The sequence below is a fragment of the uncultured Pseudomonas sp. genome, assembly GCF_913777995.1.
GTDB lineage: Bacteria > Pseudomonadota > Gammaproteobacteria > Pseudomonadales > Pseudomonadaceae > Aquipseudomonas.
The window spans coordinates 1-15,730 of sequence record NZ_CAJYVE010000037.1 but is presented as its reverse complement, the minus strand read 5'-3'; the positions used below and the strand labels follow the sequence as shown (position 1 = coordinate 15,730).

Here is a 15,730-nt window from a genome sequence, read left to right as displayed (position 1 = left end):
GTGCTTGCCCGGCCGGCCTGGATTCAGCGCAGCAGATAGTCGGCAACGATACCGAGGAAAATCGCCATCCCCGCCCAGTGGTTGTGCAGGAATGCCTTGAAGCAGGCGTCGCGGTCACGCTCCCGGGTGCTGTGCCACTGCCAGGCGAAACAGGCGGCCGCCGCCAGCAGCCCCAGGTGAAAGGGCAGGCCCAGATTGAACTGGCTGCCGGCCAGCAGCAGGCAGCCGAGGGCCAGGGCCTGCAGGGTCAGGATGATGGTGCGGTCGGCATCGCCGAACAGCACGGCGGTGGACTTCACGCCGATACGCAGGTCGTCGTCGCGGTCGACCATGGCGTAGTAGGTGTCGTAGGCCACTGTCCACAGCAGGTTGGCAATATAGAGAAGCCAGGCAGCCGCAGGCAGCGTGCCGGTCTCGGCGGTGAAGGCCATCGGCATGCCCCAGGAGAACGCCGCTCCCAGCACCACCTGTGGGTAATAGGTGTAGCGCTTCATGAACGGGTAGCAGGCGGCCAGGGCCAGGCCACCGAACGACAGCCAGATGGTGGTGGCGTTGGTCAGCAGCACCAGCAGGAAGCTGAGCGCCACCAGGACGGCAAACAGCACCAGCGCCTCGCGGCTGCTGACCTTGCCGCTGGCCAGCGGGCGCTGCTGGGTGCGTTTGACGTGGCCGTCGACCTTGCGGTCGGCGAAGTCGTTGATCACGCAGCCGGCGGCGCGCATGAGGAACACGCCGACGACGAAGATCAGCACGTTGGCCAGCGATGGATGGCCGTTGCCGGCGACCCACAGCGCCCAGAGCGTCGGCCACAGCAGCAGGTAGACACCGATCGGCTTGTCGATCCGGGTCAGCTGGATGAAGTCCCAGGCACGCGGGTTGAGGCGGTTCAGGGATTTGAGCAGCGACAGGTACATCAGCTCGGTTCCTCGTTGTTCAGATCAGCAGCGTTCAGGGCGACCCAGAAAGCAGGCAGGAAAACCTCGGCCACCAGAATGCCCAGCGTGCCACGGCTGAACCGCGAGCGCCGTGCCCAGAGCCCTTCGGTACGCGCCTGGACCGGCAGCCACTGGGTCGGATAGCGGCGCACGCGCAGGGCACCGCGGTCGAACGCCGGGTTGCTGAACAGCAGCTCGCCCAGTGAGCGGGTGCCCAGTGCATCCATGTGCAGGCCGCTGTCGCGCAGGGCCTCACGACCGGCCACGCTGCGCGCGAAGACCCAGGGTTCGTCCTGCCCCAGCAGATACACCTCGCGCACCCAGCCTTCGCTGCCCGGCGGCAGGTCCAGCGCGCTGCACTCGTCATCACGCAGGGGCTGCCAGCCTTCGGCCGAGGGCACGACACTGAAACGGTCATGCGACAGGCGGGTCAGGCGGCGGGTCAGGGAGTCGTGGTTGAACAGCCAGTCGAGTACCTGGGCGGTGGGCAGGGTATCGAGCTGCTCGCGGGCGAGCCACGAGGCGTCGGCAGCTGAAGGGGTGTGCTGGGTCACGGTAAGCCATTGGCGGCAGTTTTCGAGGCGCCGAGCTTAACATGCCGCCCGCAGGCCCGGTTGCGTCTCAGGACATACCCTCAGGTTATGAAAACACCGCTGTCAGGCACGGAATAGACCCGCCGCACGTCGGTTTCGGAATAAAACGGTCGTTTTGTCGACAGGCGCCGGTTTTTCTTCGCAGATTCATCTTGCTCCCACTGGCGCGGGCGTTTTTGGCATGCCATTCTGCTGTTCGACTGCCGTCGCGTGGAGCCGCGACGGTACCTGCTGACGCTCGACACAGAGCGCTGCGGGACATAAAAACAAAAAACCGTACAAGAGGCTTAGTACATGCGCAAACCAGATCTAGCAGCAGCCATCGCCGAAAAAGCGGACCTCACCAAAGACCAGTCCACCCGCGTTCTCAACGCCATTCTCGAAGAAATTACCGGCGCCCTGCACCGCAAGGACAGCGTGACCCTAGTCGGCTTCGGCACGTTCCTGCAACGTCACCGCGGCGCCCGTACCGGCAAGAACCCGCAGACCGGTGAGCCGGTGAAGATCAAGGCGAGCAACACCGTATCCTTCAAGCCAGGCAAGGCACTGAAAGACTCCGTGAACTGACCCCGCAGGCCCTTGGGCCCGGCCAGCACGGCGCGTACCCCAAGCCCCCTTTGCAGGGGGCTTTTTCGTTGTGCAGGGTTTACGACGGCTTAGGAAAACTCCTACGCATAAGAGTAAGGCCCCGGTCTCTTTCGCAGATTTTCCTGACTTTTTTATCGAACTTGTCCCCGTAAAGTGCGCGCCGCTGTACTTCACAACAACTGCCTTTTTCTGGGACGACCAATGAAAAAACCATGGATGCCCGCCGCCCTCGCGGCCCTGATCGCCACCACCAGCGGCTGCGTCAGCTACAACGTCAGCCAGCCGTCGGCGCCACTGTCCGGTAACGTGCAGGCCGACCTGAAAGCCGATGTCAGCGTGGGCGGGCCGATCTCCGGCGAGTCCTCGACCAACGTGCTGTTCAACTTCCTGACCCTGGGCGCGGACAATCAGTACGCCGACGGGGTGGCCTATGGCGGTTCTGCCGCTGGCGGCCTGGCGTTGGGCCTGCCGGATCCGGTGTCCACCACCAAGGCGGCGGCGGCCTACAAGGCGGTCAAGGCCTCCGGTGCCGACCTGATCGTTGCGCCACGCTATGAGGTGAAAGTGCAGGACTACTTCATCTTCAAGACGGTCGACGTGAAGGTCATGGGCAACAAGGGCACGATCAACGGCATTCGCTGATCGGGTAGCGCCCCGGTCGGTCTGGGCATGGGTCGACCGGGGTGCTCTTCGGCACGCTGACGTGCGGGAAAATCATGCACCGAACGGCTACACTCCCCGCCCTCCTGTCCACTGGATCCCTGCCGAGGCGGCGTGCATGAAATTTCGTTTTCTTCTCTGGGCGCTGGGCCTGCTGATGGTGCGCGCCAGCCGCAACAATCCCGAGTTCCAGCAGCAATTGGCCGACAAGGCGCTGACGTTCCAGCTGCAGACCGCCGATGGCAAGATCGCCCGGCATTACATCGTGCATGAACAGCGTGTGCGCAGTGTCGCCGGGATGGTAGAGGCGCCGGCCTTCGCCATCGCCTTCAAGGACGCGGCCTACGGATTCGCCACCTTGCAGGCGACCAACAAGCAGCTGGCCTTCATGCAGGGCATCCAGAACAAGGACATCCAGATCAAGGGCAACCCTGCGCTGGTCATCTGGTTCCAGGGCCTGACCCGTTACCTCAAGCCCAGGAAGAAGGGCTGAGGCCAGGCATTGGCTATGGCAGTTCCAGCCCTCCCGCAGCCTTGTGCAAGGCGCGCAGGTGGGTGCTGACCTGCTTGAGGTTGTCTTCCACAGCTGTGATCTCGGCAGCCCGCTCGGGTTCAAGCAGGGCGCGTACTTCGCCGTCCAGGTCGCCGGTCAGGCGCTTGAGGCGTTTCTGCCGTTCACTGCTTTGCGCTTCCAGGCGTTTCCATTCATCGGCCTGTGGCAGGCCATAGCCGTCGCTGCCCAGCAACTCGGCCGGGCGGCTGAGGAAGCCACTGTTGGCGAGGATCGCCTGCAGCGTACCGGTGGCTTTTGATACGCGGCCGTCCTTTTGCTCACGGGCGCTCAGGTAGCGCTGCTTGACCTCGTCCTGGGCCAGCAGCAACTCACGACGCAGGCTGGCCTGCTCCAGCAGCAGGAGAGCGGCACTGGTGCGCAGGTCGGCCTGGGCGAACCACTGGCGGCGCTGCTGCGCCGGTTGCTGAAGCCAGTCTTCCACGGTGTTCTGGGGGATCGGCAGCTGCTTCTTCAGCACCCCGAACATCGCCTGATAGCGGTCACGGTAGGAGTCGAACCGGTAGCCCAGGCGCAGCGCGCGCTTGCGGTCGTCGAGCACGCTGGTGTCGGCCAGCCCGCGCCCCTTGAGCACTTCCAGCAGGCCGTTGGGCAGGATGCTGTCCAGGCCGTTGAGTTGCGGGTTGTAGGTGCCGCTGCGTAGCAGCTTGAGGGTTTCCACCGCGCAGTTGTTGGACAGGAAGTAGTAGTCGCCGTCGTAGCTCCAGTGCATCTCGGCGGCGTGCCGCACCAGGTCGTCGATCTCCTGGCGGTCGAGCTTCAGCGGCACCGAGGCCAGGCTGCGCAGTTCGGTCTTGGTGTATTCGTCGATGACCTGGCCCAGTGGCAGCACGAACAGCCGCGACGGGTAGGCGCCGGTCAGGCCGTCCCAGCTCGACAGCTGCACGTCACCGACGAACGCCCGGTAAGACAGCACCAGATGTTGATCGAGATCCAGCCGGCAATCCGGACCGCGTGGCCGCCCCGGTTTGCAGATCACCAGGCGCAGCATGCTGTGCCCCCAGCGGCTCATCAGGTTCTGGTTGGCTTCGGCCAGCAGGTAGTCCACCTCGTAGACCCGCTCTGGGTCGAGCTTGCCCAGTGGCTCGCGGGCAAAGTCGTTGCCGGCGTTCAGGTACGGATAAAAGGAAGGGCAGGCCTGTTGATTCGGCGGCGCCCAGCCGAACTGCTGCTTGTACCAGGCGTATAGCGCAGGGCGCCGGCAGGCATAGGCCGGGTCGAGCAGGAAGTACTCCATGTTGACGGCGACGAACTCCAGCGGGCTGGTCAGCTCGTAGGTGTCTGGGCTGCGCACCATCTGGCCGTTGTGTTGTTCGCGCTCACCGCGTCGCCCGACGTACTGCTGCCAGCCGGCCAGGTCGAGCAGGCGCGGATCGTCGCTCAGGGTAAAGCGCCGCTCGGTCTGGCCCCGGCACTCATCGGCCAGGCCGACTTTGCCAAGGGTGGCGTGCTGGCGCGCGCAGCGCACGATCAGTGCGCGCTGGTCCGCGGGCCACAGGCGCGCGCGGTCGTAGACGTGGGTCAGTTCGTGCAGCACGGTGGCCAGCAGCTCGCGGCGCACCGTGCCGTGCGGGCGGCCGGTCTGCTCGGTGGCTGCGGAGCCGTCGGTCAGGGAGGCCAGCAGGCGGGTATTGAGGTACAGCTGGTAAGGGCCGACGGCTTGCCCGTAGGCGTTGGCCGGCATGTCGGTGGACCAACTGATGTGCACTTCACGGTCAAGGTTGTGGATGAAGCGCGGCGGCAAGGCCTGCATGGCTTCATCCAGCAGTGTCTGGGTGGCCTGGCGCTGGGCCGGGTTCAGGCCGGAGTCCTTCAGGACCAGGCGCAGATCGGCGAATGCAGGCAGCGCGACCAGGGTCAGCGCAGCGACCAGCAGCCAGCCACCCAGGCGCCTCACAATGCGAGGATGGCTTCGGCCAGGGTCCGGTCGCTGGCGTTGCGCGCCTCGGGCAGCCGGTCACGCAGGGTGTCGAAGGCGGCATCCAGGCGGGCGCCGTGGATGTCACCACCGCTGGCCACGTAGCTGGCCGCATCGTCCCTGGCTTCCATGACGACCTTGGAGTCGCGGATGGAGGTGGTGGTGTCGGAGGTGAAGTCGATGGAACGGCCGAAAGCACGAACGATGATGTTGCTGGTCGCCACCAGGGTCTGGGCCTGGGCCAGATCGGCCATCAGCAGCATGCCGAGTGTCGCGGCAATCAACGGGGTACGCATGTAACGTCTCCAGGAGCAGAAGCAAAAAAGTGACTATTGGACGAGAATTGCCTCGGCCAGTTCAAGGTCGCTGGCATGAAGTTTCGCCTGGCTCTTGCGCAGCTGGTGCAACGCCGATTCAAGGCGTGCGCCGCGCAGTTGACCATCGCTGGCGACGAACGCGGCGGCATCGTCCTGGGCGGCCTGGATCAGCTTGTTGTCGAATGGCGCACTGGTGATCTGGCTGGTCACGTAACCGCTGACCACCACGCCCTGGGTCGTCGGATCGAAGGCCAGGGCGGGGGACATCCAGATCAGGCTGGCCAGGGAAGGCAGGAACAACAGTTTGGATAGACGCATGATCTTCGGGGCAATCGTGGAACGAAGCGCAAGGCTAGCCTAATGCCCGAAACAGAGCTACCCCGTAGTGCCGCCCGGTACGGATCTCAAAGAGCCAGGATAGCCTCGGCCAGCTGGGCATCGCTGGCCTGCAGGGCGGGCTGCTGCTGACGGATGTGCGCCAGGGCCGCTTCCAGCCGGGCACCGCGGATTTCACCGGCGCTGCCTACGAAGGTCGCTGCTTCGTCACGGGCTTCACGGACCAGTTTGTTGTCACGCAGCGACGAGGTGACGTCGGAGGTGGCGTCAGTGGACGCACCCACGGCGCCCACGATGGCGTCGGTGGTAACCAGGAAGCTGCTGGCGAAGGCGCCGCAGGAAGCGCTCAGTAGCAGAGTCGCGGTGAGAATGCGCAGGGTGGACATACAAGTCTCCGTTACAGGCACAGGTGCAGGGAAGGTCGCCAAGATAGCGTCGAGCGTAACCCAGACGCCAGAGGGCGGCTATCGCGGCGCTCGGCCAGAGGTATGAACTGTTATGGTATGTTTGGTGTTTTTGTTTAACTGTTATGTTCGTCATTTGCCGACGCCGAAAACGACGAAGCCCGTCAGCAGTTGCCTGCGACGGGCTTCGTGGGAATTCGGTGGACCGGCGGGATGACCTTGGGATCAATGTGCCGGTGCGCGCCGTATCAACGCCAGAATGGCTTGCTCAGCTCTTCGTAACGCTGCGATTCGCTGATACCGGCGTCCGCCAGCAGGCGGGCATCCAGGCGAGCCAGTTGACGGCGGCTGGCCAGACGACGCTGCCACAGCATCAGGGTAGCGAGGGCGCGCAGAGGCAGGCTGGCCTGGGCATTGGAAACGGTGCTTTCTACAAAAAGATCGGAACTGATTGTACGTTCCATGGTGTGACTTCCTTCCGCTTGTGGCGGGATTAGAGAGTGGCTTGACTGGTGCCTATCTTCCTCTCGTCGTGTCATCTTCTACAGACACAGTTCAGCTGTATTGTGAGAGTTCAGTTAACTGTTTATAGGGGCTGTTTTGTTCCTAAATGGGGCAACTGTACTGGTTCGCACCTGTTTGGTGCGTTTTTGCTGGGGTGCGACGAGAATCGGCTGGAAAACGTCGGTTTTGGACCAGTACAGCATTACAGTTTTTGTCAGTTCAAACGGTTGAGGTCTGGACTGTACCGTTGCAAACCTCAACCTCCTGAACCTGTGAACCTCATACCGCCAGCATGCGTCCGGTTTCTTCAAGGTTGAGGTGCCAACTCAGTGCATCACGCAGCAGGTGAGGGGTGTGCCCACCCAGTGCGCTGGCTCGGCTGAAATAGTCATTCAGGGCCTTGCGATACGCCGGGTGCACGCAGTTGTCGATGATTACCCGGGCCCGCTCGCGAGGTGCCAGGCCACGCAGGTCGGCCAGGCCCTGTTCGGTGACCAGGATGTCCACATCATGCTCGGTATGGTCGACGTGACTGACCATGGGCACCACGCTGGAAATGGCACCGCCCTTGGCAATCGACTTGGTGACGAAGATGGCCAGGTGGGCATTGCGCGAGAAATCGCCCGAGCCGCCGATGCCGTTCATCATTCGCGTACCGCACACGTGGGTGGAATTGACGTTGCCGTACAGATCGAATTCCAGAGCGGTGTTGATGCCGATGATGCCCAGGCGGCGGATGACTTCGGGGTGATTGGAGATTTCCTGCGGGCGCAGCACCAACTTCGACTTGTAGCGGTTGAAGTCGGCGAATACCTGGGCATGCTTGGGCGCCGACAGGGTCATGGAGCTGCCAGAGGCGAAATCCAGCTTGCCTGCATCGAACAGGTCGAAGGTCGAGTCCTGCAGCACTTCGGAGTACATGGTCAGGTTTTCGAAGGGTGACGCCAGCAGGCCGTGCATCACGGCGTTGGCGATGGTGCCGATGCCGGCCTGCAGCGGCATCAGGCGGTCGGTGAGGCGTCCCTGGCGCACCTCGTTCTTGAAGAACTCCACCAGGTGATTGGCGATGGCCTGGGTCTCGACGTCCGGCGGCAACACGGTGGACGGTGAGTCGGGCTGGTCGCTGATGACGATGCCGACGATCTTTGCCGGGTCAATCTTCACCGCGTGGCTGCCGATGCGCGAGTCGGCTTCCAGTACCGGAATCGGCAGGCGGGTCGGGCGGTAGCTGGGGATATAAACATCATGCAGGCCTTCCAGTTCCAGCGGCTGCGACAGGTTGATCTCGACGATCACCTGCTTGGCGAGAATGGCGAAACTTGCCGAGTTGCCCACCGAGGTGCTCAGTACCAGGTGGCCCTCTTCGGTAATCGCCACGCATTCGATGACGGCCAGGTCGACGGCCTTGATCTGCCGGTTGCGCAGTTGTTCGACCGTGTCGGAGAGGTGCTGGTCGATGAACATCACTTCGCCGGCGTTGATCGCCTTGCGCAGGGTGCTGTCGACCTGGAAGGGCATACGCCGCGACAGCACACCGGCTTCCGTGAGTTGCTTGTCCAGATCGTTGCCCAGGCTGGCGCCAGTCATCAGGCTGATCTTAAGCGGCGACACGCGCGCGCGCTCGGCCAGCGCGTGGGGCACCGCCTTGGCTTCGCCGGCGCGGGTGAAACCGCTCATGCCGACGGTCATGCCGTCTTCAATCAGGCCAGCGGCATCTGCCGCGCTCATCACCTTGCTCATCAGGCCAGGCATGCGGATACGATCACGGTACATGTTTTATTGTCTCGGGCTGTAAGCGAGCGCCAAGTCTAGTGGCTGGCGCGCGCGCCGTCGCCCGACCAAGGTCGTATTCGAAGGCTCTAATTGGCGGCTTTCAGGGCAAAACACCGTTACCGTGCCTGTAACAAAGCCCCGTGTGCCGGGGCGATGCAAAGAGCCGCGTCAGAGGTTTTCCACGGCCTTGACCATGTCTTCGATGACCTTCTTGGCGTCGCCGAACACCATCATGGTCTTGTCGAGATAGAACAGCTCGTTATCCAGGCCGGCATAGCCGCTGGCCATGGAGCGCTTGTTGACGATCACGGTTCGCGCCTTGTACGCCTCGAGGATCGGCATGCCGGCGATTGGCGATTTGGGGTCGTTCCGCGCGGCGGGGTTGACCACGTCGTTGGCGCCCAGCACGAGCACGACGTCGGCCTGGCCGAACTCGGAGTTGATGTCGTCCATCTCGAACACCTGGTCGTACGGGACTTCTGCCTCGGCAAGCAGTACGTTCATGTGCCCGGGCATGCGCCCGGCCACCGGGTGGATGGCGTATTTCACGGTCACCCCGTGATGGACCAGCTTCTCGGTCAGTTCCTTGAGGGCGTGCTGGGCGCGGGCGACCGCCAGGCCATAGCCAGGCACGATGATCACCGTATCGGCATTACCGAGCAGGAAGGTCGCGTCGTCGGCCGAGCCGGACTTCACGGCCCGTTGTGGCTGGCTGTTTCCACTCGGCCCGCTGTCTGCAGCGGTGCCGAAGCCGCCGCCGATGACATTGAAGAATGAGCGGTTCATGGCCTTGCACATGATGTACGAGAGGATCGCGCCGCTGGAGCCGACCAGCGAACCGGCAATGATCAGCATCGAGTTGTTCAACGAAAAGCCGATCCCGGCGGCCGCCCAGCCCGAATAACTGTTGAGCATCGAGACCACCACCGGCATGTCGGCCCCGCCGATGGGGATGATCAGCAGCACGCCAATCACGAAGGCCAAGACCAGCATGAGGGCAAAGGCGCCGAGGCTGCCGCTGAACATGTAGGTCAGGCCGCAGACCAGGGTCGCCAGGCCGAGGATCAGGTTGAGCTTGTGCTGGCCGGCGAACTGTACCGGGGCGCCTTGGAACAGGCGAAACCTGTATTTGCCGGACAGTTTGCCGAAAGCGATGACCGACCCCGAAAAGGTGATGGCACCGATTGCCGCGCCCAGGAACAGCTCCAGGCGATTGCCCGTTGGAATGGCGTCGCCGATGTTCAGCACGATCCCCAGCGATTGCGGCTCCACCACGGCGGCGATGGCGATGAACACGGCAGCCAGGCCGATCATGCTGTGCATGAAGGCCACCAGCTCGGGCATCTTGGTCATTTCCACGCGCTTGGCCATGATCGAGCCAGCCGCGCCACCGACGAGCAGACCGAGCAGAATGTAGCCAACTCCGGCACTGGTGCCCTCCACCGTGGACAGCGCGGCCAGCTTGTACACCAGGCCGATGGTGGTGAGTACGGCCAATGCCATGCCGGCCATGCCGAACAGGTTGCCGCGCCGCGAAGTGGTCGGGTGCGAAAGCCCCTTGAGGGCCTGGATGAAGCACACCGCCGAGATCAGATAGAGCAGGGTAACGAGGTTCATGCTCATTTCTGCACCTCGTCCTTGGCCTTGCTCTTCTTCTTGAACATTTCCAGCATGCGCCGGGTGACCAGGAAGCCGCCGAACACGTTCACGGCGGCCAGCGCCACGGCCAGGGTACCCATGACCTTGCCCAGCGGTGTGACGGTCAAGGCGGCCGCCAGCATGGCGCCGACGATGACGATGGCCGAGATGGCATTGGTGACTGCCATCAGCGGTGTGTGCAGCGCAGGGGTGACGTTCCAGACCACGTGGTAGCCGACATAGATGGCCAGCACGAAGATGATCAGGTTATAGATGCCTGGGGAGATCAGCTCTTGCATTGTCTTTGTTCTCAGCTGTTCTTGCGGATGATCTCGCCATCGCGGCACATCAGGCACGCGGCGACGATGTCGTCTTCGAGGTTGAGGTTCAGCACGCCGTCCTTGTCGAACAGCAGCTTCAGGAAATCCAGCAGGTTGCGGGCATAGAGCGCCGAGGCGTCGGCCGCCACCAGGGCCGGCAGGTTGGTATGCCCGACCAGCGTCACGCCGTGCTCTACCACCACTTGGTCCGCCACTGTCAGTGGGCAGTTGCCACCTTGGGCGGCGGCCAGGTCGATGACCACCGAGCCGGGCTTCATCTGTGCCACGGTGGCGGCGCTGAGCAGCACCGGCGCCCTGCGCCCAGGGATCAGTGCCGTGGTGATGACGATGTCCGATTGCCGGGCCCGCTCGTGCACTGCGGCCGCCTGGCGCTGCATCCAACTGGCTGGCATGGGGCGGGCGTAGCCACCGACGCCTTCGGCGCATTCACGTTCTTCGTCGGTTTCGTACGGGACATCGATGAATTTCGCCCCCAGGGACTCGATCTGTTCGCGTACGGCCGGGCGCACGTCCGAGGCCTCGACCACCGCACCCAGGCGCTTGGCCGTGGCGATGGCCTGCAGACCCGCCACGCCCGCGCCGAGAATCAGTACGCGGGCCGCTTTCACGGTGCCGGCGGCGGTCATCAGCATCGGCATGAAGCGTGGGTAGTAGTGCGCGGCCAGCAACACGGCCTTGTAGCCGGCGATGTTGGCCTGTGACGACAGGACGTCGAGGCTCTGGGCTCTCGAGGTTCGTGGTGCGGCCTCCAGGGCGAAAGCGGTGATGCCCTGGCGGGCCATGCTGGCAATGATCGTGTCGTTGAACGGGTTGAGCATGCCGATCAGTAGCGTGCCGGGCTTCATGCGTGCCAGCTCGTCGTCGCTGGGGGCTGTGACCTTGAGCACCAATTGGGCGCTGAACACGTCGTCGACACTGCCGATGGCTGCTCCGGCGGCCAGGAAAGCGCTGTCCGGCACACCGGCATGAAGGCCGGCCGAGCTTTGCACCGTGATTGCATGGCCCTGGCTGACCAGCTTCCTGACGGTTTCCGGCGTGGCGGCGACCCGGGTTTCACCCGCCTGTGTTTCGAGGGGGACACCTATGTGCACGGCAAGTCTCCTGCCTGTTTGTTCTTGTTGTCGGTGCGCCCAGGCACGAGCGGTGTGGGTGTGAGGCCTGGGTGCGTGGCCTCGAAGAATAGGTAACGAGACTTTGGTATGACTACAAGTCATCCTGTGACCCATTGTCGCAGCAGAAAGCGAAGGGCCTTGTCCCGTGGCGCTTACAGCTTGATTCAGGGCGTTTTCAGGTAAGAGTGGGGTGGTGGCCCGGGGTGCGCATGAAAGTCTGACTGAAACGGACTACAGGCCTTGAAATACGGGGCTTTTAAGCTATTTATGACAGCTTTTTGCAGGTTTCAGATTTACGACAATTGCTTACATATGTAGGTATTCGATGTCGTAACTACCTATTTGCGACACCGGCTGCGGGTTGTTCTTCGGGCAGGGTGTAGCCATGCGCCTGCTCGATCAGCCAGTTGCGGAAGGCTTGCAGGGTCACAGTCGAAGTCTTTCGTTCGGGAATCATCAGGTGGTAGGCCTTCGCACTGGTCAGCGCGTGAGGGCTGGCGATCATCAGGCGCTGTTCTTCGAGTTCACGCTGGATGAGGAAGGGCGGGATCAGGGCGATGCCCATCTCGTGCATGGCTGCCTGGGCGAGCATCGAGAACAGTTCGTAGCGCGGGCCGGTCATGTCGCGCGGCACATGCAGCTGGCGCTCGCTGAACCATTGCCGCCAGGCATGCGGGCGGGTGGTTTGCTGCAGCAGCGGCAACTGGGCGATGCGCTCGGCGCTGAGGGTGAGCTGGCCCTCCAGCAGTGTCGGGTTGCACACCGGCATGGGGTTTTCCCCCATCAGTCGATACGCCAGGGTGCCCGGCCAGTCGGCGTCGCCGAAGTAGATCGCGGCGTCGAAGTCGGTATCGGCGAACAGGAACGGCCGGGTGCGGTTGGTGAGGTTGACGGTGATTTCCGGGTGGCGGGTCTGGAAGTCCTTGAGGCGCGGCAGCAGCCATTGGGTGCCGAAGGTCGGCACCACGGCCAGCTCTATCACACTGGTGCCTTGCTGGCCCATGACCGACAGGGTGTCGCGCTCCACGGCGTCCAGTTGCGAGGCGATGCGTCGGCTGTAGGAGATGCCGGCTTCGGTGAGTTTCACGCCGCGCCGCGAGCGCTTGAACAGCTCGATGCCGAGGAATGCTTCAAGGCTGCCGATTTGCCGGCAGATCGCGCTCTGGGTCAGGGACAGTTCGCTGGCAGCCTTGGTGAAGCTCTCATGGCGGGCGGCCGATTCGAAGCTGACCAGCGCAGCGGTGCTGGGAATCTTGCGGCGCATGTACCGAATCCTCACTCATTCCAGGTTTTATTGGCTTTAATCGTCTTTCGGAGTGAGAAACTAGCACAACCCCTTGCGAAATCCTCGTTTGTCCTGCCGTGCGGGCGGGTCTAGGCTTGCTGCATCAGATTGGCTCATTTGCACGAGGCATCAACCATGAGTGGCAAGGCAAGCTTCAACTGGATCGACCCCCTGTTGCTGGACCAGCAGTTGACCGAAGAGGAGCGCATGGTTCGCGACAGTGCCGAACAGTTCGCCCAGGACAAGCTGGCACCCCGTGTGTTGGAAGCCTTTCGGCATGAGCAGACCGACCCGGCGATTTTTCGCGAAATGGGTGAGGTGGGCCTGCTGGGCGCGACCATCCCCGAGGCTTATGGCGGCAGCGGCCTGAACTACGTTTGCTATGGGCTGATTGCCCGAGAGGTGGAGCGTATCGACTCCGGCTACCGCTCGATGATGAGCGTGCAGTCGTCGTTGGTGATGGTGCCGATCAACGAGTTCGGTTCCGAAGCGCAGAAGCAGAAGTACCTGCCCAAGCTGGCGTCGGGCGAGTGGATTGGCTGCTTTGGCCTGACCGAGCCCAACCATGGCTCCGATCCGGGATCCATGATCACCCGTGCCCGCAAGGTCGATGGCGGCTATCGCCTCAGCGGCGCGAAGATGTGGATCACCAACAGTCCCATCGCCGACGTGTTCGTGGTCTGGGCCAAGGATGACGCCGACGAGATTCGTGGTTTCATTCTCGAGAAGGGCTGGCAGGGGCTGAGCGCGCCGGCCATCCACGGCAAGGTCGGGCTGCGTGCGTCGATCACCGGCGAGATCGTCATGGACAACGTGTTCGTGCCCGAGGAAAACCGCTTTCCTGAGGTGCGTGGCCTGAAGGGGCCGTTCACCTGCCTGAACTCCGCACGCTACGGCATTTCCTGGGGCGCCCTGGGGGCTGCCGAGTTCTGCTGGCACACTGCCCGGCAATACACCCTCGATCGTCAGCAGTTCGGCCGTCCGCTGGCCGCCAACCAGCTGATCCAGAAGAAGCTCGCCGACATGCAGACCGAGATCACCCTGGCCCTGCAAGGCTGCCTGCGCCTGGGGCGGATGAAGGATGAAGGCACGGCGGCAGTGGAAATCACCTCGATCATGAAGCGCAACTCTTGCGGCAAGGCCCTGGATATCGCACGTATGGCCCGTGACATGCTCGGGGGCAACGGCATCAGTGACGAATTCGGCGTGGCTCGGCACCTGGTCAACCTGGAAGTGGTGAATACCTATGAAGGCACCCATGACGTGCATGCGCTGATCCTCGGCCGTGCGCAGACCGGCATCCAGGCGTTCTATTAATAGAAGGGGGGCTGGCCATGGGCGCGTTGTCGCACATTCGCGTGCTGGATCTTTCCCGGGTATTAGCCGGTCCTTGGGCCGGGCAGATCCTTGCAGACCTCGGCGCGGAGGTCATCAAGGTCGAACGGCCGGGGGCTGGCGACGATACCCGCGCCTGGGGACCGCCCTTCCTCAAGGATGCCGAAGGTGAGAACACCAGCGAGGCGGCCTATTACCTGGCGGCCAACCGCAACAAGCAATCGGTGACCATCGACTTCACTCAGTCCGAGGGTCAGGCGCTGGTGCGAGAGCTGGCTGCTCGCTCCGATGTGTTGATCGAGAACTTCAAGGTGGGTGGCCTGGCGGCCTACGGGCTGGACTACTCGTCACTGAAGGCCGTCAATCCACGGCTCATCTATTGCTCCATTACCGGGTTCGGTCAAAGCGGGCCCTATGCCAAGCGTGCCGGCTACGACTTCATGATCCAGGGCCTTGGCGGACTGATGAGCCTGACCGGCCGTTCCGAAGCCGAGGAGGGAGCCGGGCCGGTGAAGGTGGGCGTGGCGCTTACCGATATCCTCACTGGGCTGTACTCCAGTACGGCCATTCTGGCTGCGTTGGCGAGTCGCGAGCAGACCGGCAGCGGTCAGCACATCGATATGGCACTGCTGGACGTGCAGGTGGCGTGCCTGGCCAATCAGGCGATGAACTACCTCACCACGGGTGTCGCGCCGCGGCGCCTGGGTAATGCCCATCCCAATATCGTGCCGTACCAGGACTTTCCTACTGCCGATGGCGACTTCATTCTCACCGTGGGCAACGACGGTCAGTTCAGGAAGTTCGCGGAAGTGGCGGGGCAGCCGCAGTGGGCGGACGATCCGCGCTTCCTGACCAACAAGCTGCGGGTGGCCAACCGCGCCGAACTGATTCCGCTGATCCGCCAGGCCACCGTATTCAAGACCACTGCTCAGTGGGTGGCGGAACTGGAAGCGGTGGGTGTGCCTTGTGGGCCGATCAACGATCTGGCACAGGTGTTTGCCGACCCTCAGGTGCTAGCCCGTGGCCTCGCGTTCGACTTGCCGCATGCGCTGGCAGGTCAGGTGCCCATGGTGGCCAGCCCGATTCGCTTATCCGAGACGCCAGTGGAATATCGGCGAGCGCCTCCTCTGTTGGGTGAGCATACTGAAGCGGTGCTGCGCTCGGTATTGGGCAAAAGCCTGGAAGAGATCAGTGTCCTGCGTGAGGCGCGTGTTCTATAGGTGCTGGCCTTCTCTATATAGAAGGAGTGGTTTTGCTGGGGCTGCACCGGTGTGGAGCATTTAATTTCAGTTTTTTGAAATTAACAGTTGACGGCCTTTCAGATGTCCTTATAATGCGCACCACTTCCAACGCGGAATGCACCGAAAACTCCTTGAGAATCAACGAGTTAAGGTGAAGCGAAAGAAGTGGTGCGAATCTT

At 62.9% G+C, this 15,730-nt stretch carries 17 protein-coding genes; 5 read left to right on the top strand and 12 right to left on the bottom strand.

Annotation, left to right across the window (positions count from 1 at the left end):
• Window positions 1–23: 23 nt before the first annotated feature.
• Together ubiA and QZ497_RS16075 are read right to left on the bottom strand one after the other, a co-directional pair.
• Window positions 24–914 carry a 4-hydroxybenzoate octaprenyltransferase gene (gene ubiA, locus QZ497_RS16080; protein WP_295476724.1) on the bottom strand — a complete coding sequence of 297 codons (891 nt, stop codon included), beginning with the start codon at window positions 912–914 and terminating at the stop codon, window positions 24–26.
• Complete coding sequence (locus tag QZ497_RS16075; RefSeq protein ID WP_295476723.1) at window positions 914–1,489, bottom strand: chorismate lyase; 576 nt, start codon at window positions 1,487–1,489, stop codon at window positions 914–916. Before QZ497_RS16075 ends, ubiA begins: the two co-directional genes overlap by 1 nt.
• A 333-nt stretch (window positions 1,490–1,822) precedes the next feature.
• On the opposite strand from QZ497_RS16075, the gene QZ497_RS16070 reads away from it, so the two are divergent.
• From QZ497_RS16070 to QZ497_RS16060, 3 genes are all read left to right on the top strand, one after another.
• On the top strand, window positions 1,823–2,095 hold the full coding sequence (locus QZ497_RS16070) for an HU family DNA-binding protein (RefSeq protein ID WP_295476722.1): 273 nt from the start codon (window positions 1,823–1,825) through the stop codon (window positions 2,093–2,095).
• 222 nt (window positions 2,096–2,317) lie between these two features.
• On the top strand, window positions 2,318–2,758 hold the full coding sequence (locus tag QZ497_RS16065; RefSeq protein ID WP_295476721.1) for a hypothetical protein: 441 nt from the start codon (window positions 2,318–2,320) through the stop codon (window positions 2,756–2,758).
• A gap of 136 nt (window positions 2,759–2,894) precedes the next feature.
• Window positions 2,895–3,269, top strand: coding sequence for a helicase (locus tag QZ497_RS16060; RefSeq protein ID WP_295476720.1), 375 nt, complete (start codon window positions 2,895–2,897; stop codon window positions 3,267–3,269).
• Between the two features lie 13 nt (window positions 3,270–3,282).
• On the opposite strand, the gene QZ497_RS16055 is transcribed toward QZ497_RS16060, so the two are convergent.
• The 10 genes from QZ497_RS16055 to QZ497_RS16010 form a co-directional block, all read right to left on the bottom strand.
• Entirely contained in the window at window positions 3,283–5,244 is a 1,962-nt protein-coding gene (locus QZ497_RS16055) for a DUF4105 domain-containing protein (protein ID WP_295476719.1), read from the bottom strand.
• The gene (locus QZ497_RS16050; protein ID WP_295476718.1) at window positions 5,241–5,561 is read right to left on the bottom strand and encodes a DUF2388 domain-containing protein; all 321 of its coding nucleotides are present in this window, start codon (window positions 5,559–5,561) and stop codon (window positions 5,241–5,243) included. Before QZ497_RS16050 ends, QZ497_RS16055 begins: the two co-directional genes overlap by 4 nt.
• A gap of 33 nt (window positions 5,562–5,594) precedes the next feature.
• Window positions 5,595–5,900: a DUF2388 domain-containing protein gene (locus tag QZ497_RS16045; protein ID WP_295476717.1), complete on the bottom strand. Its 306-nt coding sequence runs from the start codon at window positions 5,898–5,900 to the stop codon at window positions 5,595–5,597.
• 86 nt (window positions 5,901–5,986) lie between these two features.
• A complete protein-coding gene (locus QZ497_RS16040) occupies window positions 5,987–6,304 on the bottom strand; it encodes a DUF2388 domain-containing protein (protein WP_295476716.1) in 318 nt (105 codons plus the stop codon).
• Between the two features lie 266 nt (window positions 6,305–6,570).
• Complete coding sequence (locus QZ497_RS16035; RefSeq protein ID WP_295476715.1) at window positions 6,571–6,786, bottom strand: DUF1127 domain-containing protein; 216 nt, start codon at window positions 6,784–6,786, stop codon at window positions 6,571–6,573.
• 319 nt (window positions 6,787–7,105) lie between these two features.
• Entirely contained in the window at window positions 7,106–8,599 is a 1,494-nt protein-coding gene (locus tag QZ497_RS16030; protein ID WP_295476714.1) for an acetyl-CoA hydrolase/transferase family protein, read from the bottom strand.
• 168 nt (window positions 8,600–8,767) lie between these two features.
• Window positions 8,768–10,222, bottom strand: a complete 1,455-nt coding sequence (locus tag QZ497_RS16025) for an NAD(P)(+) transhydrogenase (Re/Si-specific) subunit beta (RefSeq protein WP_295476713.1) — start codon at window positions 10,220–10,222, stop codon at window positions 8,768–8,770.
• Window positions 10,219–10,536, bottom strand: coding sequence for an NAD(P) transhydrogenase subunit alpha (locus QZ497_RS16020; protein WP_295476712.1), 318 nt, complete (start codon window positions 10,534–10,536; stop codon window positions 10,219–10,221). The genes QZ497_RS16025 and QZ497_RS16020 overlap by 4 nt, the downstream gene beginning before the upstream one ends.
• An 11-nt stretch (window positions 10,537–10,547) precedes the next feature.
• Window positions 10,548–11,669 (bottom strand): Re/Si-specific NAD(P)(+) transhydrogenase subunit alpha, encoded by a 1,122-nt coding sequence (locus QZ497_RS16015; RefSeq protein ID WP_295476711.1) that lies wholly within the window; start codon window positions 11,667–11,669, stop codon window positions 10,548–10,550.
• Window positions 11,670–12,024: 355 nt separating this feature from the next.
• Window positions 12,025–12,954, bottom strand: a complete 930-nt coding sequence (locus QZ497_RS16010) for a LysR family transcriptional regulator (protein WP_295476710.1) — start codon at window positions 12,952–12,954, stop codon at window positions 12,025–12,027.
• A 156-nt stretch (window positions 12,955–13,110) separates the two neighbouring features.
• Here QZ497_RS16010 and QZ497_RS16005 point away from each other — a divergent pair, with 156 nt between their 5' ends.
• Both QZ497_RS16005 and QZ497_RS16000 read left to right on the top strand, forming a co-directional pair.
• Window positions 13,111–14,292 (top strand): acyl-CoA dehydrogenase, encoded by a 1,182-nt coding sequence (locus tag QZ497_RS16005; protein WP_295476709.1) that lies wholly within the window; start codon window positions 13,111–13,113, stop codon window positions 14,290–14,292.
• Between the two features lie 17 nt (window positions 14,293–14,309).
• Window positions 14,310–15,530, top strand: coding sequence for a CaiB/BaiF CoA-transferase family protein (locus QZ497_RS16000; RefSeq protein ID WP_295476708.1), 1,221 nt, complete (start codon window positions 14,310–14,312; stop codon window positions 15,528–15,530).
• The last annotated feature ends 200 nt before the right edge of the window (window positions 15,531–15,730 follow it).